23 protein-coding genes are annotated in these 25,927 nt (G+C 70.4%); 16 read left to right on the top strand and 7 right to left on the bottom strand.

Annotated features, from left to right (window positions below; translation table 11 throughout):
* Positions 1-42: 42 nt before the first annotated feature.
* Entirely contained in the window at positions 43-1,644 is a 1,602-nt protein-coding gene (locus AB0I53_RS20675; RefSeq protein ID WP_358605095.1) for an AMP-binding protein, read from the bottom strand.
* Between the two features lie 212 nt (positions 1,645-1,856).
* Here AB0I53_RS20675 and AB0I53_RS20670 point away from each other — a divergent pair, with 212 nt between their 5' ends.
* The 6 genes from AB0I53_RS20670 (at position 1,857) to AB0I53_RS20645 (ending at position 7,580) form a co-directional block, all read left to right on the top strand.
* Positions 1,857-2,495 (top strand): TetR/AcrR family transcriptional regulator, encoded by a 639-nt coding sequence (locus AB0I53_RS20670; protein ID WP_358605092.1) that lies wholly within the window; start codon positions 1,857-1,859, stop codon positions 2,493-2,495.
* A gap of 449 nt (positions 2,496-2,944) precedes the next feature.
* Positions 2,945-3,685 carry an SDR family NAD(P)-dependent oxidoreductase gene (locus AB0I53_RS20665; RefSeq protein ID WP_358605089.1) on the top strand — a complete coding sequence of 247 codons (741 nt, stop codon included), beginning with the start codon at positions 2,945-2,947 and terminating at the stop codon, positions 3,683-3,685.
* Between the two features lie 10 nt (positions 3,686-3,695).
* Positions 3,696-4,640, top strand: a complete 945-nt coding sequence (locus AB0I53_RS20660; RefSeq protein ID WP_358605086.1) for an alpha/beta hydrolase — start codon at positions 3,696-3,698, stop codon at positions 4,638-4,640.
* Positions 4,637-6,250 carry an NAD(P)/FAD-dependent oxidoreductase gene (locus tag AB0I53_RS20655; protein WP_358605083.1) on the top strand — a complete coding sequence of 538 codons (1,614 nt, stop codon included), beginning with the start codon at positions 4,637-4,639 and terminating at the stop codon, positions 6,248-6,250. Before AB0I53_RS20660 ends, AB0I53_RS20655 begins: the two co-directional genes overlap by 4 nt.
* A 172-nt stretch (positions 6,251-6,422) precedes the next feature.
* Positions 6,423-7,289 (top strand): CoA-transferase, encoded by an 867-nt coding sequence (locus tag AB0I53_RS20650; RefSeq protein ID WP_358605080.1) that lies wholly within the window; start codon positions 6,423-6,425, stop codon positions 7,287-7,289.
* A 66-nt stretch (positions 7,290-7,355) separates the two neighbouring features.
* Positions 7,356-7,580 carry a hypothetical protein gene (locus AB0I53_RS20645; RefSeq protein WP_358605077.1) on the top strand — a complete coding sequence of 75 codons (225 nt, stop codon included), beginning with the start codon at positions 7,356-7,358 and terminating at the stop codon, positions 7,578-7,580.
* Positions 7,581-8,137: 557 nt separating this feature from the next.
* Here AB0I53_RS20645 and AB0I53_RS20640 read toward each other — a convergent pair.
* Genes AB0I53_RS20640 through AB0I53_RS20630 form a run of 3 tightly spaced genes read right to left on the bottom strand, consistent with a single transcriptional unit; the run spans position 8,138 to position 11,141 of the window.
* On the bottom strand, positions 8,138-9,109 hold the full coding sequence (locus AB0I53_RS20640; RefSeq protein ID WP_358605074.1) for an acyl-CoA dehydrogenase family protein: 972 nt from the start codon (positions 9,107-9,109) through the stop codon (positions 8,138-8,140).
* Positions 9,106-10,275, bottom strand: coding sequence for an acyl-CoA dehydrogenase family protein (locus tag AB0I53_RS20635; RefSeq protein WP_358605071.1), 1,170 nt, complete (start codon positions 10,273-10,275; stop codon positions 9,106-9,108). Before AB0I53_RS20635 ends, AB0I53_RS20640 begins: the two co-directional genes overlap by 4 nt.
* The gene (locus AB0I53_RS20630; protein WP_358605068.1) at positions 10,272-11,141 is read right to left on the bottom strand and encodes an enoyl-CoA hydratase; all 870 of its coding nucleotides are present in this window, start codon (positions 11,139-11,141) and stop codon (positions 10,272-10,274) included. Before AB0I53_RS20630 ends, AB0I53_RS20635 begins: the two co-directional genes overlap by 4 nt.
* A gap of 114 nt (positions 11,142-11,255) precedes the next feature.
* On the opposite strand from AB0I53_RS20630, the gene AB0I53_RS20625 reads away from it, so the two are divergent.
* The 6 genes from AB0I53_RS20625 to AB0I53_RS20600 all read left to right on the top strand — a co-directional run bounded on the left by AB0I53_RS20625 (position 11,256) and on the right by AB0I53_RS20600 (position 16,908).
* The gene (locus AB0I53_RS20625) at positions 11,256-12,059 is read left to right on the top strand and encodes an SDR family oxidoreductase (protein ID WP_358605065.1); all 804 of its coding nucleotides are present in this window, start codon (positions 11,256-11,258) and stop codon (positions 12,057-12,059) included.
* Between the two features lie 230 nt (positions 12,060-12,289).
* The gene (locus AB0I53_RS20620; protein WP_358605062.1) at positions 12,290-13,441 is read left to right on the top strand and encodes an acetyl-CoA C-acetyltransferase; all 1,152 of its coding nucleotides are present in this window, start codon (positions 12,290-12,292) and stop codon (positions 13,439-13,441) included.
* A gap of 131 nt (positions 13,442-13,572) precedes the next feature.
* A complete protein-coding gene (locus AB0I53_RS20615) occupies positions 13,573-13,713 on the top strand; it encodes a hypothetical protein (RefSeq protein WP_358605059.1) in 141 nt (46 codons plus the stop codon).
* Complete coding sequence (locus AB0I53_RS20610; protein ID WP_358605056.1) at positions 13,713-14,873, top strand: acyl-CoA dehydrogenase family protein; 1,161 nt, start codon at positions 13,713-13,715, stop codon at positions 14,871-14,873. Before AB0I53_RS20615 ends, AB0I53_RS20610 begins: the two co-directional genes overlap by 1 nt.
* Before the next feature lie 14 nt (positions 14,874-14,887).
* The gene (locus AB0I53_RS20605; protein ID WP_358605053.1) at positions 14,888-15,988 is read left to right on the top strand and encodes an acyl-CoA dehydrogenase family protein; all 1,101 of its coding nucleotides are present in this window, start codon (positions 14,888-14,890) and stop codon (positions 15,986-15,988) included.
* Between the two features lie 104 nt (positions 15,989-16,092).
* Positions 16,093-16,908 (top strand): fumarylacetoacetate hydrolase family protein, encoded by an 816-nt coding sequence (locus AB0I53_RS20600; RefSeq protein ID WP_358605050.1) that lies wholly within the window; start codon positions 16,093-16,095, stop codon positions 16,906-16,908.
* A 145-nt stretch (positions 16,909-17,053) separates the two neighbouring features.
* Here the strand turns inward: AB0I53_RS20600 and AB0I53_RS20595 are convergent, their stop codons facing one another.
* From AB0I53_RS20595 to AB0I53_RS20585, 3 genes are all read right to left on the bottom strand, one after another.
* Positions 17,054-17,656 carry a TetR/AcrR family transcriptional regulator gene (locus tag AB0I53_RS20595; protein WP_358605047.1) on the bottom strand — a complete coding sequence of 201 codons (603 nt, stop codon included), beginning with the start codon at positions 17,654-17,656 and terminating at the stop codon, positions 17,054-17,056.
* A 406-nt stretch (positions 17,657-18,062) separates the two neighbouring features.
* Positions 18,063-18,938, bottom strand: coding sequence for an IclR family transcriptional regulator (locus tag AB0I53_RS20590; protein WP_358605044.1), 876 nt, complete (start codon positions 18,936-18,938; stop codon positions 18,063-18,065).
* 149 nt (positions 18,939-19,087) lie between these two features.
* The gene (locus AB0I53_RS20585) at positions 19,088-20,320 is read right to left on the bottom strand and encodes a DegT/DnrJ/EryC1/StrS family aminotransferase (protein WP_358605041.1); all 1,233 of its coding nucleotides are present in this window, start codon (positions 20,318-20,320) and stop codon (positions 19,088-19,090) included.
* 388 nt (positions 20,321-20,708) lie between these two features.
* Between AB0I53_RS20585 and AB0I53_RS20580 the strand changes: the two genes are divergently transcribed.
* The 4 genes from AB0I53_RS20580 to AB0I53_RS20565 all read left to right on the top strand — a co-directional run bounded on the left by AB0I53_RS20580 (position 20,709) and on the right by AB0I53_RS20565 (position 25,918).
* Positions 20,709-21,566: an SDR family NAD(P)-dependent oxidoreductase gene (locus AB0I53_RS20580; RefSeq protein WP_358605038.1), complete on the top strand. Its 858-nt coding sequence runs from the start codon at positions 20,709-20,711 to the stop codon at positions 21,564-21,566.
* Between the two features lie 108 nt (positions 21,567-21,674).
* On the top strand, positions 21,675-23,402 hold the full coding sequence (locus tag AB0I53_RS20575) for a 3-ketosteroid-delta-1-dehydrogenase (protein WP_358605035.1): 1,728 nt from the start codon (positions 21,675-21,677) through the stop codon (positions 23,400-23,402).
* A 137-nt stretch (positions 23,403-23,539) separates the two neighbouring features.
* Positions 23,540-25,090, top strand: a complete 1,551-nt coding sequence (locus tag AB0I53_RS20570) for an FAD-binding protein (RefSeq protein ID WP_358605032.1) — start codon at positions 23,540-23,542, stop codon at positions 25,088-25,090.
* 300 nt (positions 25,091-25,390) lie between these two features.
* Positions 25,391-25,918 (top strand): nuclear transport factor 2 family protein, encoded by a 528-nt coding sequence (locus AB0I53_RS20565; protein ID WP_358605029.1) that lies wholly within the window; start codon positions 25,391-25,393, stop codon positions 25,916-25,918.
* Positions 25,919-25,927 lie beyond the last annotated feature (9 nt).

Here is a 25,927-nt window from a genome sequence, read left to right as displayed (position 1 = left end):
ACGCTCCGGGTCGGCGCGGGGTGACGGGTGCCGGCCCGGGCGTCACGCTTCCTTCGCCGCGTCGCGGAGCCTGGTCTTGAGGATCTTGCCGCTCGCGTTCTTCGGCAGTTCGCTCCGAACGACGATCTCCCTCGGCACCTTGAAGTTCGCGAGCCGGGCCCGGCAGTACTCGATCAGCTCGTCCTCCGTCGGCTTGCTTTCGCCGCGCGGCACCACGAACGCGATGGCGACCGAGCCCATCCGCTGGTCCGGCTTCGCCACGACGGCCGACTCCGACACCTCCGGGTGCGTGGCGAGGACGTTCTCCACCTCGGCCGGGTAGACGTTGAACCCGCCGACGGTGAACATGTCCTTGATCCGGTCGGTGATCTGCAGGCAGCCGTGTTCGTCGAGGCGACCCACGTCGCCGGTGTGGAACCACCCGTCGGCGTCGATGGCCGCGGCGGTGGACTGCTCGTCCTCGAAGTAGCCGAGCATGACGTTGCGGCCCCGGACCAGGATTTCGCCCTCGTCGCCGGCGGGCGCGTCGTCGCCCGCGGGGTCCGCGATGCGGACCTCCATGCCGTCGACGGGTGGGCCGGTCGTCTCCGCGATGTGCGCCGGGTCGTCGTCCGGGAGGGACTGGGTCACCACGACCGCCTCGGTCAGGCCGTAGGCCTGGCTCACGGACGCGAAGCCCAGCTCGTCGCGCATCCGCTGGAACAGCGCTTTTGGCACCGTCGCGGCTCCGGCGACGGAGAACCGCAGCGACGAGAGGTCGTACTCCGCCAGTCTTGGGTGGTTGAGCAGGGACGTGAACAGGGTCGGCGCGCCGGGCAGCACCGAGATCCGCTCCGACTGGATGAGTTCGAGCAGCTCGTCGGCCTGGAACGTGGCGACCGGGTAGATCGTGGTCCCCGCGGTGATCGAGGTGATCATGCCGGCCTTGTAGCCGAAACCGTGGAAGAACGGGTTGACGATGGCGTAGCGGTCGGCCGTGCTCAGCTCGGCCCGCTCGGCCCAGACCCGCGCGACGTCGATCGTCTGCCGGTGCGCCGTGAGCACGCCCTTCGGGATGCCCGTCGTGCCCGAGGTGAACATGATGTCGCAGATGTCGTCGGGCGTCACCGCCGCGACCATCGCCGCGAACTGGTCGCGGTCCACCAGGTGGCCGCCGGAGATGAAGTCCGGCCAGGTGAGCACGTCGTCGGCAGGCTGCCCGCGTCCGCCCAGGTCCACCACGGTGTGCAGGTGGGGCAGCCCGGGGATGGGACCGTTCCCCGCCTGCCCGGGCGATTCCGCGGCGGCGGTGCGGAGCATCTCGAGGAAGTCGATGTCGAGGAAGCCGTTCGCGAGGACGAGCGTCGAGGCGCGGGAGCGGGCCAGGACGGTCGCCGCTTCGTGGCCCCGGTAGCGGCTGTTGAGCGGGACGACGATGGCCCCGATGGTCTGCGCGCCCAGGAGCGCGAGGACGAACTCCAGCCGGTTCGGCGCCCAGATGGCTGCGCGGTCGCCTCGGCGCAGGCCGCGTGCCGCGTACGCGCGCCCCGTCTCGGTCACCAATTCGGCCAGCTGTTCGTAGGTGACCCGGATGTCCCCATCGACGACGGCAGGTTGGTCGGGATGCCGCCGTGCGGCGTCCGCGACGAGGAGGGGGATTGTCATCGGGGCGTTCACCGTGTCCACGCTCTCCTTCGAGGCGACCAAATGCTTGCTAGGTAATCCTAGCGGCGGGTGCGCCCGCAGACCAGATCCTGCGGCGCGTGGGACCGGGGTGCCGCGGCGGGCAGTGACGCCCGTGCGGGCGCGGCTGTGGCAGACTGTCGACCAAACGCTTGTTGTTGTGGGGGATTCGCGGTCTGCGGGAGGTAGGCGAAATGGCGACGAGGACCCGGTCGGGGGCGGCCAAGCGCGGTGCGGCCTCGGCAGGAGGCGGCAGCGGCTCCGACCGGCGGAGCCAGCTGCTGAGCATCGCCGCGACGCTGTTCGCCACGAGGGGGTACGCGGAGACCACCGTCCGGGACATCGCCGACGAAGCGGGCATCCTCTCGGGCAGCCTCTACCACCATTTCAGCTCGAAGGAGGCGATGCTCGACGAGATCCTGCGGGACTTCCTGTCCGCCCTGCGCGATCGCTTCCGCAAGATCGAGCAGGACAGCGTCGATCCCCGCGCGGCGCTCGACGAGCTGATCGTCGCCTCGTTCGAGGCCATCTCCGCGACCCCGCACGCGGTCGCGCTCTACCAGGCCCAGGTGGTGGCGCTTTCCCGCCAGCCCGGCTTCGAGTACGTCGGCGAGTTCAGCCGGGAGATCGAGAAGATCTGGCTGCGGTTGCTGGTCGCCGGGCAGCGGGCCGGGGTCTTCCGCGCCAACGTCGACATGAACATCACCTACCGGTTCATCCGCGACACCGTGTGGTCGTCCGTGCGCTGGTACCGCCCCCGCGGCAAGTACAAGCCGGAGGCCATCGCCGAGCAGTACCTCCAGGTCCTCTACGGCGGCCTCCTCGAGAGCTAGCGGTCAGGCCGGCGCCCTCTGCTGGCGCGCCGGCCGATCCGTCGCTGCCCTCGCCCTGCTGGGCTGGGCAGGTCCAACGCCGCACCGCTGCTTGTCCGTCAGGACGTGCGAGTGCGGATCGGCGATCTCCGATGCGCTGATTCCCTTCCCGTGGTCGATCGCGCCTGCTGAGCGCAGGCGGAGAATGCGCCACGTCCGTTGAAGCCTCTGCACGATCCCGCCGGCTGGGCGACGTCACCCCGGTCAGTCGGGTCGCCGCACGTTCGCTGCCGAGCCGCTGCATTCCCGGTGCTTTGGCGATGTTTCCCTCTGCGCGAGTCGAAGTCCTGCGCGCGCTCCAGGTTGACGAGTGGCGGCGAGGTCTCGCTCCCGCTGCGGGAGAAGTGTATGGTCCACCACACCAAGCGCTTGCTCGGTGATGCAAACGCCTGGCACGAGGGATGTGGGACGTGACGAAGCAACTGGTGGACTTGCGGGACAAGGTCGTGTTCATCACGGGTGCCGCGCAGGGGCAGGGCGCCGAGCACGCTAGGACGCTTGCGGGGCTCGGGGCCGACGTGGTGCTTGCCGACCTGGACGAAGGCGCGGTGGCTGCGGTCGCAGCCGGGATCGACGCGAAGACTCTCGCCCTGGAGCTGGATGTGCGGAGCAAGAGCGCGTGGGGCGAGGCGATGCGGCGCACTCGGGCCGAGTTCGGCCGGGTCGACGTGCTCGTCAACAACGCCGGGATCTGCAGCAAGGCTCCGCTGGCGACGTTCGAGGAGGAGCACCTCGCGCGGACGCTGGAGATCAACCTGGTCGGGCCGATCCTCGGGATGCAGGCCGTGCTCCCGCTGATGCGCGACCGAGGCGGCTCGATCGTCAACGTCGCCTCGACCGCGGCGCTCATGGGTTTCGCAGGTGGGCTCGGGTACGGCGCCTCGAAGTGGGGGCTGCGCGGGGCGAGCAAGTCGGCGGCCAAGGAGCTCGGCGAGTTCGGGATCCGGGTCAACTGCATCTGCCCCGGCGCGATCGACACGGCGATGATCTCCGAGCGGACCAGGGCGGGTGGCGGCGCGGTGGCGAACCAGCCGATCCCGCGGCCCGGTGCGCCCGCCGAGGTCTCCGCGCTCGTGGCGTTCCTGGCCAGTGACGCCAGCAGTTACTGCACCGGGCAGGACTTCGTGATCGACGGCGGCCAGACGATCTGAGGAGGCGAACGTGTTCGACGCAGAGGTCTCGGCGGTCATCCGGTCGCTCGACGCGGGATTCCCGAAGGTCGAGGAGATGACGGGGCCGCAGGCGAGGGCCGCGATCGCGGCGCGGCGGCAACCGGTGCACAACCGAGATGATGTGGCGCGCACCGAAGACCGCGAGATCCCCGGTCCCGGCGGTGGCGTGCCCGTCCGCCTGTACTTCCCGCACCACCGCGGCGACGAGCCGCTGCCGGTCGTCGTCTTCTGCCACGGCGGCGGGTTCGTGTTCTGCGACATCGAGTCGCACGACGCGTTCTGCCGCGAGCTGTCCGGACGGACGTCTTCCGTGGTGATCTCGGTGGACTACCGGCTCGCGCCAGAGCACAAGGCGCCCGCCGCCGCCCTCGACGCCTATGCCGCACTGACCTGGGCCGCCGAGAACGCCCGCGCGTTCGGCGGAGACCCGGGTCGGCTGCTCATCGCGGGCGACAGCGCGGGCGGGAACCTCGCTGCCAGCGCCTGCCTGATGGCCCGGGACGCCGGCGGGCCCGAGGTGGCCGGCCAAGTGCTGATCTACCCCGTGCTCGACCCGTCGTGCGACACCGGCAGCTACCGCGAGTACGGCACCGGTTACGGGAACTCCAAGGCCGCCATGGAGTGGTACTGGCGCCAGTACCTGCCGGCGGACGGCGTGGCGGAGCCCCGGCACCAGGTCGTCCCGCTCGCCGCGGACACGTTGCGCGGCCTGCCGCCCGCCATCGTCGTCACCGCGGGCCTGGATCCGCTGTCCGACGAGGGAAAGGCGTACGCGTCCGCGTTGGCCCGGGACGACGTGCCGGTGACGCACCGCCACTATCCGGCCCTGTTCCACGGGTTCCTGACCATCATGTCCCTGCGGGCCGGCCGGTCGGCCCGCGATCTGCTGTGGCACGACGTGTGCGCAGCTACGAAGCAAGGAGCAACGTCTTGACCATCGGAGCTCACAGCGCGGTGCGCGACGTCCTGGTCGTCGGCGCCGGGTTCGCTGGTCTGTACGCCGTGCACGCGTTCCGGCGAGCCGGACTCGACGTGGTCTGCCTCGAAGCCGGTGAGGACGTCGGCGGCACGTGGTTCTTCAACCGCTATCCCGGCGCCCGCTGCGACGTGGAGAGCATCGACTACTCGTACTCGTTCGACGAAGACCTGCAGAACGACTGGGTGTGGAGCGAGCGCTACGCGACCCAGCCCGAGATCCTCGCCTACATCCACCACGTCGCGGACCGGTTCGACCTGCGCAGGCACATCCAGCCGAACAAGCGGGTCGCGGCCGCGGACTTCGACGAGCGCGCGTCGCGGTGGACGGTGCGCACCGAGGACGGGGACGAGCACCTCGCGCGGTACGTCCTGTTCGCCACCGGTTCGCTGTCGGCGCCGAACAAGCCGGACATCCCCGGCGCCGACGCCTTCGCCGGCGAAACGTACTTCACCGCGCGCTGGCCGGAGCCGGGCCCGTCGCTGCGGGGCAAGCGCGTCGGCATCATCGGCACGGGCTCGTCGTCGGTCCAGTCGGTGCCGATCCTCGCCGGGGAGGCCGACTCGCTCACCGTGTTCCAGCGCACGCCGAACTACAGTGTCCCCGCGCTGAACCGGAATCTCACCGACGCCGACCAGCGCCGCATCCGCGAGGAGTACCCGGCGCGGCGGGCGAAGGCGCGCATGAGCGGCGGCGGTTCGCCGCACCAGCCGCACCCGAAGCGCGCGGCGGATTGCACCCCGGAAGAGCGCGAGGCCGCGCTGGAGGTCGGGTGGCGCAACGGTGGTGTGCTGTACGGCAAGACCTTCCCCGACCAGTTCACCGACATCGCGGCGAACGACTTCGCGCGCGAGTTCGCCGAGCGGAAGATCCGGCAGATCGTCGCGGACCCGCGCACCGCCGAGGACCTGATCCCCACCGACCACCCCATCGGGACCAAGCGGATCTGCACCGACTCCGGCTACTTCGAGACGTTCAACCTGGACAAGGTCGCGCTGGTCAACCTGCGCCGGGAACCCATCACGCGGATCACCGCCGCGGGCATCGAGACCAGCGCCGGACTCCACGAACTGGACGTGCTGGTCTACGCCACCGGTTTCGACGCGATGACCGGTGCGCTCACCCGGATCGACATCACCGGCCCGCGCGGCGACCGGATCCAGGACGCGTGGGCCGAGGGGCCGGTCACCTACCTCGGCGTGCAGATCCCCGGCTTTCCCAACCTCTTCACCGTCAACGGCCCCGGCGCGCCGTCGGTGCTGTCCAACATGGTGCTGACCGCGGAGCAGCAGGTCGACTGGCTGGCCGAACTGATCCGGCACGCCGACGAGACCGGGGCCGCCCAGGTGGAAGTGCGCGACGACGCCGCGGTGAAGTGGACCGATCACGTCCAGCAGGCGGCGGACGCCACGCTGTTCCCCCGGGCCAACTCCTGGTACCTCGGCGCGAACATCGAGGGCAAGCCGCGCCGCTTCATGCCCTACGTGGCCGGGCTGGGCGCCTACCGCGAGCGCTGCGAGGCGATCAAGGCCGACGGTTACGAGGGATTCGTGTTCACGGCTCGCTGACGGTGGAGCGGCGGGGGCGACCCCGCCGCACCGCTACCAGCCGGCCGAGGGCTCACGCGGCGGTGCAAGGCTTTTCCTGTCGATCGGTCGCCTCTCAGGTGTTGGCGAAGGTTCGTATCAAGCAAGCGATTGGAAATTCGACGCGGCAGTCGAAGGAATCGGGAGCTCGTGGATGACGGACAAGCAGATGTCTGCGCGCGAGGTGGTCGGCCGGTTGCGCTCCGGCATGACCATCGGGATCGGGGGCTGGGCCGTCCGGCGCAAGCCGATGTCGCTGGTGCGGGAGGTTCTCCGGTCCGACCTCACCGATCTCACGATCGTGTCCTACGGCGGCCCGGACGTCGGGCTGCTGTGCGCCGCGGGCAAGGTGCGCAAGCTCGTCTTCGGTTTCGTGACGTTGGATTCGGTCCCGCTCGACCCGCACTTCCGCGCCGCGCGGCAGCGGGGCGAGATCGAGGTCGCCGAGTACGACGAGGGAATGCTCCAGTGGGGGCTCTACGCCGCGGGGTTGCGGTTGCCGTTCCTGCCGACCCGCGCCGGCCTCGGCTCGTCGGTGCAGGTCACCAACCCCGGACTGCGCACGGTCGCCGACCCCTATGGCAGCGGTGAGGAGCTGCTCGCCATGCCGGCCATCCACCTCGACGCTGCTCTGGTGCACATGAACCGCGCCGACGCCGCCGGCAACGCGCAGTTCCTCGGTCCGGACCCGTACTTCGACGACCTGTACTGCCTCGCGGCCGACCAGGCGTTCGTGTCCTGCGAGCGGATCGTGCCCACCGCCGAGCTCACCGCGGAGGCGCATCCGGCCACGCTGGCGATCAAGCGACTTGTCGTGGACGGCGTGGTGGAGGCGCCGAACGGCGCGCACTTCACCTCGTGCGTCCCCGACTACGACGTGGACACCCGGTTCCTCGGCGAGTACGTGGCCTCGGCCGCGAGCCCGCAGGCGTGGGCGGAGTTCCAGCAGAAGTACCTCTCGGGCGACGAGGACGACTACCAGCGGGCGGTGGCCCGCGGTGCGGAGGCGAGGCCGGCATGACGGGGGCACGACTCCGCGGCGGCGGCCGGACCGGCGGCACAGCGGTACCACGATCTCCGGCGAGTCGTGACGAACCTCGTGGTGTTCGACTTCGAGCCGGAAACCGGGGCGATGCGCCTGCTGTCGGTGCATCCCGGGGTGACGGTGGACGAGGTGCGCGAAGCGACCGGGTTCCCGCTCGTGATCCAGGGGGAAGTCCCGGAGAGTCGGCTGCCCACAGGCGACGAGCTGCGCCTCATCCGCGAGGTGCTCGATCCGCGCGGCCTGCGGGACGAAGAGGTACCGGCATGACGGCACCTCCGGCGCTGCGAACGCGCGCCACCGAGCCTGGCGACGTGAGCCCGGGCGTGTGCGGGCGCTTCCTGCTCGACCGCAATTTCCATTGAGGTTTTTTCGTCCTCGTTTTGCGTGGCGGTGCGGGTGGCGGAACCTCAGCGCCCGCCTGGACTGTGGGTGCCCAACCTGATGTATGTCCAATACACGGCGGTTGGGCCGTCCTCGCCAGGCGAACGCTGAGAACCCGCGGCGGTGCAAGCTGCATAGGTGGGCTATGCGCCTGCGGCGCATGCGACTGCATTCGCGATACGGCCCGTCAGCTGTCGCGGCTGCGGTCACCAGCCAAGATGAAAAACGCTTATTGAAATCGGACCTTCGATTTCTATTGAAATTGCGGGTCTGGAAGGGCGGCAGGCCGTCTTCCTGGTGGTTCCAGCCTTCGGGGTCTGTGGGGCTCGCAACTCGGCTCGGGGCGCCGTCTCAGTGGACGATTTCGTTTTGCTGAACGGGTTTTCGCGCTGGAATGCGAATCGGTGCTCGCCGCTGCTGCAGTGGCGAGCACCGATCCCGTGTCAGGCCGCGGTGATCGCCGCGAGGACGCGGGCGCGGTGGGCCGCCGTGGTGCCCCAGGCCGCGACCAGGGCGCGGACCTTCGTGATCCACAGACCGAGATCGTGCTCCAGCGTGTAGCCGATCGCGCCGTGCACCTGCAGCGCCGTGCGGGCAGCGAGGTAGGCCGCGTCGGAGGCGGCGACCTTGGCCGCTGACGCGTCCCGCGCGGCATCGGACGATCCCACCGACAGCGCCGCGCCGTGCAGCAGCGGCCGGGCGAAGTCGAGCGCCACGCGGACGTCGGCGAGCGCGTGCTTGAGGGCCTGGAACTCGCCGATCGCCCGGCCGAACTGACGCCGGTTCTTGGCGTACTCCACGGTCTCCGCGAGCAAGCGCTCGCCGGCACCGAGCAGCTGGGCCGAGCACGCGAGCGCGGCAGCGTCGAGCGCGGCGGCGACTGCGCCGGTCGGCAGCGTGGCCAGCCGGTCCTTCGCGGTCACCTCGAAGAGCCTGCGGGTGCTGTCCACGGAACGCCGCAGCGATCCCGCCTCCGCGATGTGCAGCTCGTCGCCGTCGACCAGCAGGACGCGGTCGGCGACATCGGCGTCGAGCGCGAAGGGCGTGCCGGGCGGCGCGGCGAGCGTGACCATCCGGCTTCCGGCGGCCAGCTCCGCGAGCGATTCCGGGTCGGCCGCCTGCAGCAGCGCGGGCGCGACGACGACGGACTCGATGTACGGGCCTGGCACGAGGTGGTGGCCGATCTGCTCGAACGCGACGACCACGTCGACCGGCGACGCTCCGAGCCCGCCGGCGTCCTCCGGCACGCACAGGGCGTGCACGCCGAGATCGGCCAGGCGCTGCCACGTCTTCCGCCCGGACGCCGCGTCGCCCTCGCCCCATGCGCGGGCCGCGTCCGGCACTCCCGCGGAGCCGAGGAAGTCGTCCAGCGACCGGGAGAAGGCGAGCTGTTCGTCGTTCAGCGCGAACCTCATCGGGCTCGTCCTCCCTTCGGGAGGCCGAGCAAGCGCTCGGCCACGATGTTGCGCTGGATCTCGTTCGTCCCCGCGTAGATCGGACCGGACAGCGAGAACAGGTAGCCGTCCAGCCACGCGCCGTCGGCCGCCGCGCCAGGGCCGCGCAGCTCGGATTCCGGCCCGAGGAGATCCAGTGCGGTCTCGTGCAGCGAGACGTCGAGTTGGGACCAGAACAGCTTGTTCACGCTGCCGTGCGCGCCGATGTCGCCGCCGCCGGAAAGCCGAGTGACCGTGCCCCACGTGTAGAGCCGGTAGGCCTGCGCGGCGATCCACGAGTCGACCACGCGATCCCGCAGGTGCGGCTGGTCCGCGCCGCGTTCGCGCCACAGCTCCACTAGCCGGTCGGCCGCCGCGCAGAACCGGCCCGGTGAGCGCAACGACAGGCCGCGCTCGTTGCCGGCGGTGCTCATGGCGACCCGCCAGCCGTCGCCCGGCGCGCCGAGCACGTCGGCGTCGGGCACGAACACGTCGTCGAAGAAGATCTCCGCGAAGCCGGGATGCCCGTCCAGCTGCGGAATCGGCCGGATGGTGATGCCCTCGGCGTTCAACGGGAACAGGAAGTACGTCAGCCCGCGGTGCCTTTCGGCGTCCGGGTCCGAGCGGAACAGGCCGAACCCGCGGTCGGCGAAGGGCGCCCGCGAGCTCCACGTCTTCTGCCCGTTGAGCATCCAGCCGCCGCGTGCCTCGTCGCGCGTCGCCGTGCTGCGGATCGACGCGAGGTCGCTGCCCGCCTCGGGCTCCGACCACGCCTGGGCCCAGATCTCGGTGCCGTTCGCCATCGACGGCAGATACCGGTCCCGCTGTTCCCGGGTGCCGTGCCCGAAGATGATCGGGGCGAGCAACGAGATCCCGTTCTGCGCGACGCGCACCGGCGCGCCGCTGCGGTAGTACTCCTCCTCGAACAGCACCCACTCGATCATCGAGGCGTCCCGGCCGAGGTACTCCTCCGGCCACGAGACGACCGACCAGCGGGCCTCGGCGAGAGTGGCCTCCCATTCGCGGCGGGCCGCGAATCCCTCGGCGGAATCCAGCGGCGGCAGCGGCCCCGCCGGGACGTGGTCGTGCAGCCAGGTCCGGGCTTCGTCGCGGAAGGCCAGTTCCTGAGCGGTGAAGTCGATGTTCATGCGTCGTTGTCTTTCCGCTCGGCCGCGTCGCGCATCTTGCGCGCGTCCATCCCGGCCAGGGAGTCGCCGCCGACCTCCGCGTTGTGCGCGTGCGCGGCGTGGTGCAGGCCGAACACCGAGTCCATGCCGGCCCGCATGCCCTGCAGGTCCTCCGCCTGGTTGATCGCCCGCTTGGTCAGGGCGAGCCCGAAGCCCGGCATCGCGCCGATGCGTCCGGCGAGGTCGAGGGTGAACGATTCCAGCTCGGCCCGCTCCACGACGTGGTTGACCATGCCGAGCTCGTGCGCGCGCTGCGCGGGCATGCGGTCACCGGTGTAGAGGAACTCCTTGGCGGCACGCGGGTTCATGACCCACGGGTGGGCGAAGTACTCGACGCCCGGGATGCCCATCTTCACCACCGGGTCGGCGAAGAACGCGTCGTCGGAGGCGACGATGAAGTCGCATGACCAGGCGAGCATCAGTCCGCCGGCCACGCACGCGCCGTGCACCATCGCGATCATCGGCTTCGGGATCTCCCGCCACCGGCGGCACATGCCGAGGTAGACCTCGGCCTCGCGCGCGAAGCGGCGGTCCACGCCCTCCCTGCCGGTGTGGTCCCACCAGATCACGGCCTTGCGGTCGAAGCTCTGGTCGGCGTCGCGGTCCGGCGTGCCGATGTCGTGCCCGGCGCAGAAGTGCTTGCCGTTGCCGGCCAGCACGATCACCTTGACCTCGTCGTCGTCCACGGCGCGGCTGAACGCGGCGTCGAGGGCGTAGGTCATCTTCGAGTTCTGCGCGTTGCGGTACTCGGGCCGGTTCAGGGTCACGAGGGCGACCGCGCCTCGGCGCTCATAGGTGACCACCGAGTCGCCGCTGGTACTGGGCATGCTCCTGCACATCCTCTCCCAAACAAGTGCTTGGTTTGCTACCCTACGGGAGATCGCCGGTTCTTGGCCAGAACCCGCGGTCGTCCGGACGGAGTGAACGGTTTGGGAGCCGCAGTGACGTCGTCGAAGAAGGAACAGCCCGCGCCGGAATGCCCGCCGGCCCACCGCCTGCTCGAAGGCAGGACCGTCGTGGTCACGGCTGCGGCGGGGGCCGGGATCGGGGCCGCCGCCGCCCGCCGATGCCTCGAGGAGGGGGCCAAGGCCGTCGTCGTCAGCGACACGCACGAGCGGCGCCTCGCCGAAGCGGAGAAGGCGCTGGCCGACGAGTTCGGTGGCGACCGGGTCGCCGCGGCGGTGTGCGACGTGACCGACGAGGCGCAGGTCGGCGCGTTGCTCGACGCGGCCGAGGCGTTCGGCGGGGTGGACGTGTTGATCAACAATGCCGGTCTCGGCGGAACCGCGTCCGTGCTCGAGATGACCGACGAGCAGTGGCACAAGGTCCTCGACGTGACGCTGACCGGCACCTTCCGCTGCGTCCGGGCGGCAGGCAAGCGCATGGTCGAGGCCGGCAAGAAGGGCGTCATCGTCAACAACGCCTCGGTGGTGGGCTGGCGCGCGCAGGAGGGGCAGGCCCACTACGCGGCGGCGAAGGCCGGCGTGATGGCGCTGACCCGATGCGCCGCGATGGACCTGGCTCCGCACGGCATCCGGGTCAACGCGGTGTCGCCCAGCCTGGCCATGCACCCGTTCCTGGCGAAGGTCACCAGCGATGAGCTGCTCGCCGAGCTCAAGGGCAGGGAGGCGTTCGGCCGCGCGGCCGAACCGTGGGAGATCGCCAACGTGATGGTCTTCCTCGCCAGCGACTACGCGTCGTACCTCACCGGCGAGGTCTTGTCCGCCAGCAGTCAGCACGCGTGAGCGCCCGTCTCCCAACACCTTCCGGGCATCGGTGCGCCCTTGCGGAGGTTGTGGCTGCAGCCTGGGCCACGGGATCTCCGCATCGCGCATGAGCTGCACGCGGCTTAATCGCTCGCCCTTTCAGTGCGGCCCGAGAACCGGCGGCGGTGCCGGTTGCGCCGCTGCATGGCCGATGCCCAGAGCCGGGTTCAAAGACAGGCGCCAAGACACTTCGATCCGAGGAGAACTCCGTGACCGAGGCCTACATCGTCGACGCCGTCCGCACTCCCGTCGGGCGGCGCGGGGGAGCGCTCGCCGGGATGCATTCGGCGGACCTCGGCGCGCACGCCATCCGCGCGCTCATGGATCGCACCGGAGTGGATCCCGGCGCGGTCGACGACGTCATCTTCGGCTGCTGCGACACGATCGGCTCTCAGGCCGGGGACGTCGCGCGGACCGCGTGGCTGGTGGCCGGCCTGCCCGACCACGTGCCGGGCGTGACCATCGACCGGCAGTGCGGATCGAGCCAGCAGGCCGTCCACTTCGCGGCGCAGGGGGTGCTCTCCGGAACCGCCGACCTCATCGTGGCGGGCGGGGTGCAGAACATGTCCGCCATCCCGATCTCGGCCGCCATGCTCGTCGGCCTGCAGTACGGCTTCAGCACACCCTTCGCCGAGTCGCCCGGCTGGCTCAAGCGCTACGGCGATCAGGAGGTGTCGCAGTTCCGCTCGGCCGAGATGATCGCCGAGCACTGGAGTATCTCGCGGGCCGACATGGAGGCCTACGCCTACGAGAGCCACCAGCGGGCCATCGCCGCGATCGACGCGGGCCGGTTCGCCGCCGAGATCGCGCCGGTCGACGACTTCGATGCCGACGAGGGTCCCAGGCGCGACACCAGCCTGGCGAAGATGGCGAGCCTGCAGCCCGTCGCGGGCGGCGAGCGGATCACGGCGGCCGTCGCGTCGCAGATCAGCGACGCCTCGGCCGCGATCCTGATCGCCTCGCCGCGCGCCGTCGAGGAGCACGGCCTGACCCCGCGTGCGCGCGTCCACCACATCTCGGTGCGCGGCGCCGACCCGGTCTGGATGCTGACCGGCCCCATCCCGGCGACCAGGCATGCGCTGGAGCGGACCGGGATGGCGATCGACGACGTCGACCTGTTCGAGGTCAACGAGGCGTTCGCGTCCGTCGTGCTGGCGTGGGCGAAGGAAACCGGCGCGGACCTGGCCAGGACCAACGTCAACGGCGGTGGGATCGCGCTCGGCCATCCGATCGGGGCGACAGGAGCCCGGTTGATGACCACGATGCTGCACGAGCTGGAGCGGCGCGGCGGGCGGTTCGCGTTGCAGACGATGTGCGAGGGCGGCGGCCAAGCCAACGTCACGATCATCGAGCGCCTGTAGCGCCGGTTCTGCGTTGTGGTGCACGTTGTTTCGCGCGGAGGCCGCCATGGCCGTCCGCGCCCGCTGGTCTCCCGCGAGCCGATTGAACCAAGCGCTTGCTTGTTATCGGGATCGTGTGGTTATCTGAGGCCATGACGGAGCACGACGGGCCGACGGTCGGCATCTCCGCGGGACGGGTCGCCACCACGACCGGCCGGCGGCAGGAGCCGACGCCGGTCATCGCCGACCTGAGCGCGAAGGCCGAACCGCCGACACCCAGGTACGGGGCCTGATGATGACGACCGGTGATGAGGAGTTCCGCGTCGAGGTGCGCGCATGGCTGGCCGAAGAGCTGACCGGCGAATTCGCCGACGTCGTCGGGCTCGGCGGTTCGGGCCGGGAGGACGAGGCGCTCGACCGCAGGCTGGCGTGGGAACGCCGACTCGGTTCGGGCGGCTGGATCGGCCTCGGCTGGCCCGTCGAGCACGGCGGCCGCGGTGCCTCCCTGGCCCAGCAGGTGATCTTCCACGAGGAGTACGCGAGGGCGGGCGGGCCGGGGCGATTGCTGCACATGAGCGAGCAGCTCGTCGGCCCGACGATCCTCGCGTTCGGTTCCGACGAGCAGAAGCGGCGCTTCCTGCCCGGAATCCTGTCGGGCGAGACGCTCTGGTGCCAGGGCTACTCCGAGCCGGGTGCGGGATCCGACCTCGCAGGCGTCCGCACGCGCGCGGTGCGCGAAGGCGGCGAATACGTCCTGAATGGACAGAAGGTGTGGACGTCGCTCGCGCACGTCGCCGACTGGTGCTTCGTGCTCGCGCGCACCGATGCGGCGTCGAGCCGGCACGCGGGCCTGTCCTACCTGCTGGTCCCGATGGATCAGCCCGGCCTCGAGGTTCGGCCGATCCGGCAGATCACCGGCACCAGCGAGTTCAACGAGGTGTTCTTCGACGACGCCCGGACACCGGTGGCCAACCGGGTCGGCGACGAGGGCGACGGCTGGCGGGTCGCGATGGGCACGCTCGGATTCGAGCGCGGCGTCGCCACGCTCGGCCAGCAGATCGGCTTCCAGCGCGAACTCGACCACGTCGTCGAACTCGCCAGGGCGGGCGGCGCGCTGGCCGATCCGGAGCTGCGCGGGCGCATCGTGCAATCGTGGATCGACCTGCGGGTGATGCGCTACACCGCGGTGTCGACGCTGCGGTCGGCCGGCAGTTCGGTGTCCGGGTTCGAGGCGTCGCTGTCGAAGCTGCAGTGGGCCACGTGGCACCGGGACCTGGGAGAGCTGGCCGTCGACGTCGCCGGGTCGGCGGCGCTGACCGTCGAGGATCCCTACGACCTCTCGCCCGAGCAGACGTCGTTCCTGTTCAGCCGGTCGGACACGATCTACGGCGGCTCGAACGAGATCCAGCGCAACATCATCGCCGAGCGCGTTCTCGGGCTGCCTCGCGGATGAAACGGAGTACCCGGTTGAGCGAGAACGAAGACCTGCGCGACGAGATGCGCAAGGCGGTCGCCGACTTCCTCCGCGCCGAGTCGGACCGGCGGGCGGCGATGGACGACGACCACGGATACGACCGGGCGCTCTTCGAGCGCGGCGTGGTGGATCTGGGGCTCGGCGCGCTACCGGTGCCGGAGCGGTTCGGCGGGCTGGGACTCGGGTTCGCCGAGGCCGTCGTGGTGGTCGAGGAATTCGGGCGCGCCGTCGCGCCATCACCGGTGCCGGACACGCTTATCGCCGCGACACTGCTGGGAGAGCTGGCCGACGCGGGATCGCTGGATGAAGCCGGCGAGGCCTTGCTCGCGAGGCTCACCGAGGAGCCGGTCGCGATCGCCGTGACGGGCCTGACCGAGACTCCCGGCCGCGGGCCGGTCGTGGCGGACGGCGGGCATCTGTCGGGCGTGGTCGGCGCGGTCCCGCACGGGGCGGCGTCGGACGTGTTGCTGGTGATCAGCGGCGAAGGCGACGATGCCGCCGTCCATCTCGTGTCCCCGGAACAGCCGGGCGTGACCCGCACGCCACGCCGGGCGCTGGACCACACCCGCCGGCTCGCCGACATCGAACTCACCGGTGCCCGCGCGGATCTCCTGTCGCCCGAGGGCGATGACGGGGCCCTCGCACGCCGGCTGGTCGGTCTCGCCCGGATCGCGTTGGCCGCCGAGTCCGCCGCCGCGGCGCAGGCGTGCCTCGACGAGACCGTGGGCTACCTCAAGGTGCGGGAGCAGTTCGGGCGGCCGATCGGCTCGTTCCAGGCGCTCAAGCACCGGTGCGCCGATCTCGCGGTCGCCGTCCACGGCGCCGTGGCCACCGCGCAGTACGCGGTGCGGTTCGCCGCCACCGGCGAGGCGACCGACGAGCTGGGCGATGACCTGCCGACCGTCGCCGCGGTGGCGAAGGTGGTCGGCGCGGACACGCTGATGCGGGTGGCCGCCGAATGCCTGCAACTGCACGGCGGCGTCGGGTTCACCTACGAACACGATCTGCACCTGTACTTCAAACGGGGCAAGGCCAATCAACTGCTCGCGGGGTCCAGCCCGGCGCTGCGGCGACAGCTGGCCGCACGGTTGTGAACCGGGGGCGGCGCTTCTCCGGGAACTACCGCCATTCCCGGACAGCGGGACCGGCACTGGGCTTGCGCGGAGAATCGCGCGAGCGTAGCTCTGTGCTTGCATCGATGGCCGATTCCGGGAACTCCAAAGATCTTTCGATCGCTGATGCGGTCGCCCGCCTCAGCCGGGCCGAGCGGACGGGAATCCCCGCAGAGCCGGTGCGGGACGTTCTCGGCGACGCGGACATCGCCGTCGCCTACGCGGTGCAGCAGGAACTCGCGCGGCGCCGTGAAGCCAGGGGAGCGGTGGCGGTGGGCAGGAAGATCGGGCTGACCTCGCCCGCGGTCCAGCGGCAGATGGGCGTCGAACAGCCCGATTTCGGGGTGCTCTTCGCCGACATGGACGTCTCGGGCCGGGCCGTGATCCCGTTCCACCGGCTGCTGCAGCCGAGGGTGGCAGCGGAGATCGCCTTCGTGCTGAAGGCGGACCTGGACGACGGCGAGCTCGACGAGGCGCAGGTCCGCGCCGCGGTCGACTACGCCGTGCCGGCGCTGGAGATCGTCGACAGCAGAATCGCCGGATGGGACATCGCGATCACCGACACGATCGCGGACAACGCCTCCAGCGGGCTGTTCGTGCTGGCCGACCACCGGCTCGCGCTCGACGAGTTCGAGCCGCGGGAGACGACCATGCGGCTCTACGCCGACGACGAGCTGCTCTCGGAGGGAGACGGGGCCGCGTGCCTCGGTGATCCGCTCGCCGCGCTCGCCTGGCTGGCTCGGACGGCGTTGTCCTTCGGCGAGCCGCTGCGCGCCGGGCAGATCGTGCTCTCGGGAGCACTGGGCCCGCTGGTCCCGGTCGCGCCGGGCATGCGGATCCGCGCCGTCATCGACCCGCTCGGCGAGGTCGCCACCACGTTCTCTGCGAAAGAAGGCGGCTGAGGCACCGGGGCCGGGAGAGCATGGCGACGCACCGGCTACCTCGTTGACGAGATCCGCTGCGGTTCCAGCAGTTCCGCCGGAGCGGCCGGATGGTGCCTTGTCGCGAGCGAATGCCCGATGCCCGAGCACCATCGGTCGGGATCGGCTACGCCAGATATCGGGCGAGGAGCAGCCGCGCCGCCAGCCGCATGTCGGCCTCCGCCTGCTTGGTCGACGTCTTGCCGCTGAGTCTGGAGACGAGCACCCCCCACCAGCTGAACACGAGCAGACGGACGGTGCTCCGGTCCTCCTCGCTGGGCGCGGACTGCCCAAGCGTGCGAAGGATGGCGTGGGAGAGCGCCGAGTCGTTGTCCGTGGACCCGCTCGGGTCCGAGGTGTAGCTCGCGGCGGCGCTCTTGACCATCGCCGCGCAGAGCAGGGGCCGGCGGAGCAGCTCGCGGCTCAGCGCCACCAGCACCTCTCCGATGTCGGCGACGATGTCTTCGTCGCCGGTCGGCCACAGCTGTTCGACGAACTTGCCGAGCTGTGCTTCGAACACCGCGGTGAACAGGTGCGTCTTGGACGGGAAGTAGCGGTAGACCGTCCCGATCGCGACTCCGGCGTCCTTGGCGACCTCGTGCATCTGCACGCGGTCGAAGTCCGCCGTGGCGCCGAGTTCCGCTGCGGCGTCCAGGATGCGATCGCGGCGCGCGACCTGGCCCTCCGACACCGGTGATGCGGGTGGCCGCGCATCGGCGATTCTCGCCACTGTTCCCCCTGTTCTGGCCGCCCATCCGGATGCTCTGATCTCAGGATAGAGGCGTCGGCGGCGCGGCGGATGCGCCCTCCGGTCGGGAGCGGACGGTGCTTTCGTAGGTGGTTTCGGTCATGGTGCGCGGGATTCTCCGATCGGGAGCTGTTCGGATCTCGGTGCATCCGGGGATGTGGAGCTCGGTCCGTCGGGCCGAGGTCCTTAGGGGTGGTTGCAGAATGGGTTTGCGTGGCGGTGCGGGTGGCGGAACCTCAGCTGCCGTCTGGTCTGTGGGATCCCCGACTTACGTATGACCAATACGCGGCTTCGGGGCTGTCCTCGCCAGACGACATCTGAGAACCCGCGGCGGTGCAAGCTGAGTCCCTCACCGCATGCGGCTGACGCCGCATTCTGAAAGGATCTCTTAGAGCCAGTGGCCGCCATCGCCGACGGTGAGGAATCGGGTCATCGCCTCGCTCGACCACGTCTGCTGGGGAGCTGCCAGGTCGGGCCGCGACAGGTCGGGGCCGGCGAAGAACTCGTTCGACACGGCGTGCGCGGCCTGCACGAGGAGGGGAGCGACTCGCTCCATGGGTGTCTGCGCGTCGCCCACGACGGAGATCGCGGCCACCGGGCCTTCTTGGCCGCGCAGCGCGATGCCGACGCAGCCGACCTGGGCGAAGCACTCACCGCGCTCGAAGGCCAGGCCGCGACGGCGCCGGATGCGATCCAGTTCCTGGTGCAGGATTCCCAGATCACCGATGCTGCGCGGGGTCCGGCGGAGCGCACCGGCGTACTCGGCGTCGATCCGTTCCGGGGGCAGCCAGGCGAGCATCGACTTGCCCAACGCCGTGCAGTGCGCCGGAGCCCGGCCACCGACGCGCGAGGGCACGTCGACCGCGGACCGCCCGCCCACCTTGTCGAGGTAGTACACCTCGGTGCCCGAGAGGACCGCCAGGTGCACGACCAGCTTGGTGCGGATCGCCAGGTCGTGGAGCACCGGTGCCGCCGCGCTCCGGAGGGCGTTCTGCCCGATCTCTCGGCCACCGAGACCAAGCGCTCGTTTGCCGAGCCGGTATCCGGACGCCGTGTGGTCGAGCCATCGCAACCGGACCAGCTGGTCGAGGATGCGGTGGGCCGTCGAGCGGGGGAGACGGGTTCGCCGGGTCACCTCCTCGAGATTGTGACGGGTGTGCGGGTGGTCGAACAGGTCCAGGATCAGCGTCATCCGCTCCACCATGGACGGCGGCACCGGCTGCTCGACTGCCGACTCGGCACTCATCCTCAACGTTGAGGTCATGCCACACCTCCCGATCGGCAAAATGGAATTGATTCTAAAACACGCTAGCAGTGTCACCCGTCTGCGAAAAGCACCTGAACGGTGACTGGGGAAGCGATCCCGCCCGAATAATCCCGTTGCACGGGCGGGATGGCTGCCCGATCGACCTGTCAGCGCGCGGCTCGGGTGCCGGCCAGCGCGTGCCGCGATGCGAATGCGTGGATGCTGGCGACGACGTGGTCCAGCTCCTCCTGGGTCGTGCCGTGGCTCATGCCCAGTGACATGCCGCGCTCGAAGACCTCGTCGGCGACCGGCAACCCTTCGCGCGGCTGCCGGAACTCGACTCCCCGCATCATCGGATGCCGGGTGACGTTGCCGCTCCAGACCGTTCGGGTGTCGATGCCCGCGGCCTCCAGGGACTCCTGCAGATCGCTGCGGGTGAACCCGGCGTCGGGCTTGACGAGCACCGGGTAGCACAACCACGCGGTGTGGAAGTCCGCCAGCTGGCGGGGAAGGGAGAACAGGGTCGGGTAGCTGCCGAAGGCGGCGCTGAACGCGTCGAAGATCTCGGCGCGGCGGGCGAAGTTGCGGTCCAGTTTCGCCAACTGCTGCAGGCCGAAGGCCGCGCCCAGCTCGGAGGGCTCGAAGTTCCACGGCAGGACGTCGAAGATGAAGTCGTTGTCGTAGGCGACGCCGTCGAGGTCTTCGCGGAACACCCGCCCGCTGCCAGCCGAACCGAACAGGTGCGGTTCGGAACGACGGCCCCAGCGCCGCAGCATGAGTCCCCGGTCGCGCAGGCGTTCGTCGTCGAGCACGACCATCCCGCCGTTGCCGGCGCAGGTGATGATGTGCGCCATGGCGAAGCTGGTGACCGTGATGTCACTGCGCAGGCCGGTGGGCGTGCCGCGCAGCGTGGTGCCGATGGCGTCGCAGGAATCCTCGATCACCTTGAGGTCGTGCCGGTCGGCGATGTCGCGGATGGCGTCCCAGTCGGGGGCGTTGCCCGCGAGGTTCGGGATCAGCAGCGCCCCGGTCTTCTCGGTGATCATCTCCTCGATCCGGCTCACGTCGACGTTGTAGGTGTCCGGCTCGACGTCGACGAAGACCGGCACGAGACCGGCGCGCACGAGGGGGGAGACGTCGGTGGAGAAGGTGAGCGGCGAGGTGATCACCTCCGTGCCCCTGGGCAGGCCGAGGAGCTCGACGGCGAGGTAGATCGCCGAGGAGCCCGAGTTGCACATCAGGCCGAGCCGCTTGCCGTACAGCTCGGCGACCCGGCGCTCCATCTCGGCGACGTTCTTGCCGATCTTCAGCGCGAGCGGACCGCCGTGGAGCACTTCCAGCACGGCGTTGATCTCCGCCTCGTCGTGCACGCTCCGCGCGTAGGTGACACGTGTGACCATTGAAAGCCTCCGGTTGTCGTGATGGGCCGCCGGCGAATCGCCGGACATCGACCGTTGCTCCGCTCGGTGCCGGTCGTCGTGGCGACCGCTGGGGATCGCCGCGAACTCCTCCGCCTCGAATCAGCGCGCATCCACCAAGCGCTTGATTGGGTTCGCGGCGACGGCCACATCTTGATGCGGAACCGCTCGGTTGTCTACTCTCGCGACGTAGCCCGGCTGGTCGGTGCCTGTGCTGAGGGTTCGTGATGCCTTGGTGCGGCGACCGGTGCCGCGGCCGTGATCGCAGCGCGGCTCGCGTCCATCGTGGACGATCGCGATCGGCCCTGTTCCGATGGCGCCCGCACCCTGTTGGCGCGATGCCCCGAACGATGCCTTCGAAGGGAGTTCCGTGCCCACTCAGCAGGAAGTGTTCGGTGGCGGTCTCGCCGTGGTGACCGGTGCCGGTGCCGGGATCGGTGCCGGATTGGCCCGGCACCTCGCCGGGAACCTCGGCATGACGGTGATCGCGGCGGACGTCGACGAGTCGGCCGTGCGCGGCGTTGCCGACGAGGAGCACGGCCGTGGTGGTCGCGTGGTCGCGCGCGTCGTCGACGTCCGGGATCCCGACGCGATGATGCGGCTCGCCCGCCAGGTGCGGGACGAGTTCGGCCCGGTCCGGCTGCTGATCAACAACGCTGGGGTCGAGCAGTTCGGCTACCTGTGGGATGTCCCGCCGGAGAGCTGGCGGCGGGTCGTGGACGTCAACATCAGCGGTGTCTTCCACGGGATCAGGGCATTCCTGGCCGCCATGATCGCGGACGGGGTGCGCAGCCACGTGCTCACGATGGCGTCGGTCGGCGCCGTCACCGCGATGCCCCTGCAAGCCCCGTACATCATGAGCAAGCACGCCGTGCTGGGCATGGTCGAGTGCCTGCACCAGGAGATCGCCCGGATCGGCGCCGACATCTCCGTCGCGGCCGTGCTGCCGGGGCCGGTGGCCTCCAACATCTTCCGCGCCGCAGGTGGCGTCGAATCCGGAGACATCGCTGCCGCCGAGGAACACCGGCAGGCCATGCTGGCCATCCTCGAGCAGGCCATCAGCGCTGACGAAGCGGCGGCGACGATCATGGAGCAGGCGGCGCGAGGCGAGTTCTACATCGTCACCCAACCCGAGACCGTGCACGCGGCCATGGCGGCTCGTGCCGACCAGCTCGCGCACCGCCGCGCACCTGCACCGCACCGGAGCCGATTCGCCCAAAGCGATTGATCGGCAGATCGAGCTGGTCCCGTTGAGCGGGAGCAGCGCTTCGCCGTCGGGGCGCGGCGGTGGTGGGCTGCGGCATCGCAGTATCCGCACCAGAACGAGGAGTCGTCGATGCCTGCGAGCACACCGCCCGCTCCCGCGCCCGCCCAGGACATGATCGTCGACCTCGTCGTGATCGGCTCCGGCACCGGAATGGCCGCGGCGCTCGCGGCGCGAGAACAGGGGCTCGACGTGCTGATCGTCGAGAAGACGGACTACGTCGGCGGGTCGACGGCCCTTTCCGGCGGCGCGTTCTGGATCCCGGCGAGCTCGCTGCTGGCGGCGGAGGGAGCGGTCGACTCGCCCGAGCGCGCCGAGAACTACCTGCGCGCCGTCGTCGGCGGCACCTCGCCGGACCAGCGGTGGGAGAGCTTCCTGCGCCACGGTGACGAGACCGTCCGGATGCTGCAGCGGACCACACCGATGCGCTTCATGTGGAGCAAGGGCTATTCCGACTACCACCCGGAGCTGCCCGGCGGTACCGCGGCCGGCCGCAGTTGTGAGTGCCGGCCGTTCGACCTCGCAGCGCTGGGCGCCGAGCGGGCCCGATTGCGCCCCTCGGGGCTGAAGTCCCCGCTGCCCATGCCGATCACCGGTTTCGACTACAAGTGGATGAACCTCATGACCCGGGTTCCGCGACGCGGAGTTCCACGTGTGGTGCGGCGGGTTTCGCAGGGCATCGGCGGAAAGCTGCTCGGCCGGGAGTACGTCGCGGGCGGTCAGGCGCTCGCCGCGGGCTTGTACGCCGGTGTGCTGCGGGCCGGGATCCCGGTGTGGACCCGAACCTCGTTGCAGCGGTTGACCGCGGAGGACGGCCGGGTGACGGGCGCGGTGCTGGAGCAGGGCGGACGCGAGGTGACGGTGCGGGCCCGGCGCGGTGTCGTGCTCGCGGCCGGCGGCTTCGACCACAACATCGCGCTGCGCCGCGAGTTCCAGTCGGAGGCGCTCGAACCCGGCTGGAGCCTGGGGAACCAGGGGAACACCGGTGATGCCATCCGGATCGGGCGGGAGGTGGGGGCCGACGTCGACCTGATGGACCAGGCGTGGTGGTTTCCGGCCGTCGCGCCGTTGCCCGGGGCGGCGCCCCTGGTCCTGCTCGCCGAGCGGTCGCTGCCGGGGTCGCTCATCGTCGATCGGCACGGCCGCCGGTTCGTCAACGAGGCGACCGACTACATGAGCTTCGGCCAGCGGATCCTGGAGCGGGAGCGGGCCGGCGACGCCGTCGGATCCATGTGGATGGTGTTCGACCAGCGCTACCGCAACAGCTACGTGTACGCCGCCGGGCTGTTCCCGCGGATGCCGCTGCCGGAGAGCTGGTACGCCGCCGGCATCGCGCATAGTGCCGACGATCCCGCCGATCTGGCGCGCCGAACCGGGCTGCCGGTCGAGGGGCTCGTCGGATCCCTGCGCCGGTTCAACGAACTCGCGGCCGCCGGCATCGACGACGACTTCGCCCGTGGCGGCAGCGCCTACGACCGCTACTACGGGGATCCGACCGTCGCGCCGAACCCGAACCTGCGGCCCCTGCGCGGGCGGCTGCACGCGGTGCGGATCGTCCTCGGCGACCTCGGTACCTGCGGAGGGCTGCGAGCGGACGGGCACGGGCGGGTGCTGCGCTCGGACGATTCCCCGATCGACGGGCTCTACGCGATCGGCAACACCGCGGCGAACGCGTTCGGTGCCACGTATCCGGGCGCCGGGGCGACCATCGGCCAGGGGCTCGTCTACGGCCTCGTGGTGGCGAGGCACGCCGCCGGCCGGAAAGCCCCGGCCGCCGGAATCCCTTCTTCTCCAGGCTGACGTCACCACGCGGAATCCTCGCTGCATCGAGCCCGGGCGCTCCCGCCCTTGCTCGGCTGCGTGCAGCCGGGGAAGCCCAGTCCTGGTCAGCGGGATCGAATCGGCGCGGCGGGGCCGTCCGCGAGCATCGTGATCCCATGGCGACGGACGAGACGGCGAAGCTCTGGGACGACGAGTGCGACGTGTTGGTGATCGGCTCCGGCGGCGGAGCGCTGACCGGGGCCTACACCGCGGCCCGGGAAGGGCTCTCGGTGATCGTGGCCGAGGCGACCGACAAGTTCGGTGGCACCACGGCGTATTCCGGTGGCGGCTTGTGGTTCCCGGGCAACGCGGTGCTCCGGCGGGCCGGTGACCAGGACACCCCGGCGGACGCCAAGACCTACTTCCGCGCCGTGGTGGGGAACCGCACGCCCCGGGAGCTGCAGGACGCGTTCCTGGACAACGGTGGCCGGCTGGTCGACTACCTGGAAGGCGACGACGACTTCGAGTTCGTGGTCTACCCGTGGCCGGACTACTTCGGGTCCGCGCCGAAGGCGAGTGCGACCGGTCGGCACATCATGCCGACGCCGCTGGAGCCGGAGCGGCTCGGCGCGTTGCGGGACTCGCTTCGGCCGCCGTTGGATGTCGACCGGGCGGGCAAGCCGCTGCCCGGACTGCTCGTCGGCGGGCAGGCGTTGATCGCCAGGCTGCTTCTCGCGCTGTCCAAGCAGGACACCGTGCGGATGCGCCGAGGCGCCGTCTGCGACGAGCTGGTGCGCGAGGGAGGCGGCGTGGTCGGTGCCGTGGTCGACGAGGACGGTCGACGGCGCCGGATCCGCGCCCGCAGGGGCGTGCTGATCGCCTCCGGCGGATTCGAGCGCAACGAGCGGATGCGGACCAGGTACCGGGTTCCGGGGGCGGCGCGCGATGCCATGGGCCCGTCGGGCAACCTGGGCAAGGCGATCCAGGCCGGCATCGATGCCGGAGCGGACACCGACCTGATGTCGGAGGCGTGGTGGTCACCCGGCATCACGCACCCGGACGGGACGTCGACGTTCTCGCTGTGGTTCACCGGCGGCATCTTCGTCGACGACAACGCGGAGCGCTTCGTCAACGAGTCCTGGCCGTACGACCGGATCGGCCGCGTCGTCATCGACCGCATCGGCGACGGCGGGGTGACGCTGCCGTTCTGGATGATCTACGACGATCGCGAGGGCGCGCGGCCGCCGGTGCACTCGACGAGCGTCCCGATGGGGGAGACCGAGGACTACGTCGACGCCGGCCTGTGGTTCAGCGCCGACACCCTGGACGAACTCGCCGAGCAGATCGGTGGCCCGGCCGAGAACCTGGTGCGAACGGTGGCGCGGTTCAACGCATTCGCGGCCGCCGGAACCGATGACGACTTCCACCGCGGAGCCGAGCCGTACGACCGCGCGTTCGCCGGGGGCGGCTCGCCGTTGGTCCCCATCGAGAAGGGACCGTTCCACGCCGCGGCGTTCGGGATCTCCGATCTCGGCACCAAAGGCGGCTTGCGCACCGACGAGAGGGCCCGGGTGCTGGACACGTCGGGCAGCGTGATCCCGGGCCTCTACGCCGCGGGCAACTCGATGGCGGCGGTCAGCGGGACCGCGTACCCGGGCGGGGGCAATCCGATCGGATCGTGCATGGTGTTCAGCCACCTCGCCGCGCTGGACATGGTCGAACGATGACCACGGCGGCCGGCGGCTCGCGCTGACGACCACCGCGGTGTTGTCTGAACCGCGCTCCTTCGCGGCGCCGGCTCGCCCGTCACGACTGCGTTCGACGCGAACGCGACCTTCTGCTTGACGCCTCCCCGGTGCGTGATTAACGTACCCGCCATCAAGCAAGCGCTTGGGCAATTCGCGGACATTCGAGCGGGCTGAACTCTGAACGCCCGCCGAGGCCGCGCGCGTCGCCCGGTGCATTCGGGCGGGGCCGTCGCCACCGCGATTGCCGGTCGACGTCAATGAAGACGCAGGAGGAAAACCATGGCGAGCGTTCCCGTGGATGCGACGCTGTCGGCGGCGGAGAAGCTGCTGGCGATCTCGGAGATCCAGTCCCTGTTCGCCATGCGCCTTCGCGTGATGGACACCAAGCAGTGGGACCGCTACGCGGAGTGCCACACCGACGACGTGGTCAGCGAGTCGTACGGCGACGTTCCCGACGAGAACCGGCCGCAGGCGGACGGCCAGGGCAACAAGGTGGTCGGCGCCGTCGCGCTGACCAACGCGATCTCCGGGCTGCTCGACGGCGACACGAAGGTCACCACGGCGCACCACGGGCACATGCCGGAGATCGAGCTCACCTCCCCGACCACTGCGCGCGGGATCTGGGCGATGGAGGACGAGCTCTGGTGGCGGCACGGCGATGTCACCGAGCACATGCACGGCTACGGCCACTACCACGAGGAATACCGGAAGGTGGAGGGCCGGTGGCTGATCAGCTACCGCAAGCTCACCCGCCTCCGCGTCACCAAGACGCCCGGGTTCTTCTCGTACCTGAGCGGCCAGCTGTAGCAGGCGCAC

It is taken from the genome of Saccharopolyspora sp. NPDC050389 (assembly GCF_040655595.1).
Taxonomy (GTDB): Bacteria; Actinomycetota; Actinomycetes; order Mycobacteriales; family Pseudonocardiaceae; genus Saccharopolyspora.
This window is presented reverse-complemented; position numbering and strand designations above follow the sequence as displayed.

Coding starts and splice junctions, on each gene's coding strand:
- AB0I53_RS20675 (WP_358605095.1), bottom strand. CDS start 1,644: ATGACAATCCCCCTCCTCGTCGCGGACGCCGCACGGCGGCATCCCGAC.
- AB0I53_RS20670 (WP_358605092.1), top strand. CDS start 1,857: ATGGCGACGAGGACCCGGTCGGGGGCGGCCAAGCGCGGTGCGGCCTCG.
- AB0I53_RS20650 (WP_358605080.1), top strand. CDS start 6,423: ATGACGGACAAGCAGATGTCTGCGCGCGAGGTGGTCGGCCGGTTGCGC.
- AB0I53_RS20640 (WP_358605074.1), bottom strand. CDS start 9,109: ATGAGGTTCGCGCTGAACGACGAACAGCTCGCCTTCTCCCGGTCGCTG.
- AB0I53_RS20635 (WP_358605071.1), bottom strand. CDS start 10,275: ATGAACATCGACTTCACCGCTCAGGAACTGGCCTTCCGCGACGAAGCC.
- AB0I53_RS20630 (WP_358605068.1), bottom strand. CDS start 11,141: ATGCCCAGTACCAGCGGCGACTCGGTGGTCACCTATGAGCGCCGAGGC.
- AB0I53_RS20615 (WP_358605059.1), top strand. CDS start 13,573: ATGACGGAGCACGACGGGCCGACGGTCGGCATCTCCGCGGGACGGGTC.
- AB0I53_RS20610 (WP_358605056.1), top strand. CDS start 13,713: ATGATGACGACCGGTGATGAGGAGTTCCGCGTCGAGGTGCGCGCATGG.
- AB0I53_RS20600 (WP_358605050.1), top strand. CDS start 16,093: ATGGCCGATTCCGGGAACTCCAAAGATCTTTCGATCGCTGATGCGGTC.
- AB0I53_RS20590 (WP_358605044.1), bottom strand. CDS start 18,938: ATGACCTCAACGTTGAGGATGAGTGCCGAGTCGGCAGTCGAGCAGCCG.
- AB0I53_RS20585 (WP_358605041.1), bottom strand. CDS start 20,320: ATGGTCACACGTGTCACCTACGCGCGGAGCGTGCACGACGAGGCGGAG.
- AB0I53_RS20575 (WP_358605035.1), top strand. CDS start 21,675: ATGCCTGCGAGCACACCGCCCGCTCCCGCGCCCGCCCAGGACATGATC.
- AB0I53_RS20570 (WP_358605032.1), top strand. CDS start 23,540: ATGGCGACGGACGAGACGGCGAAGCTCTGGGACGACGAGTGCGACGTG.
- AB0I53_RS20565 (WP_358605029.1), top strand. CDS start 25,391: ATGGCGAGCGTTCCCGTGGATGCGACGCTGTCGGCGGCGGAGAAGCTG.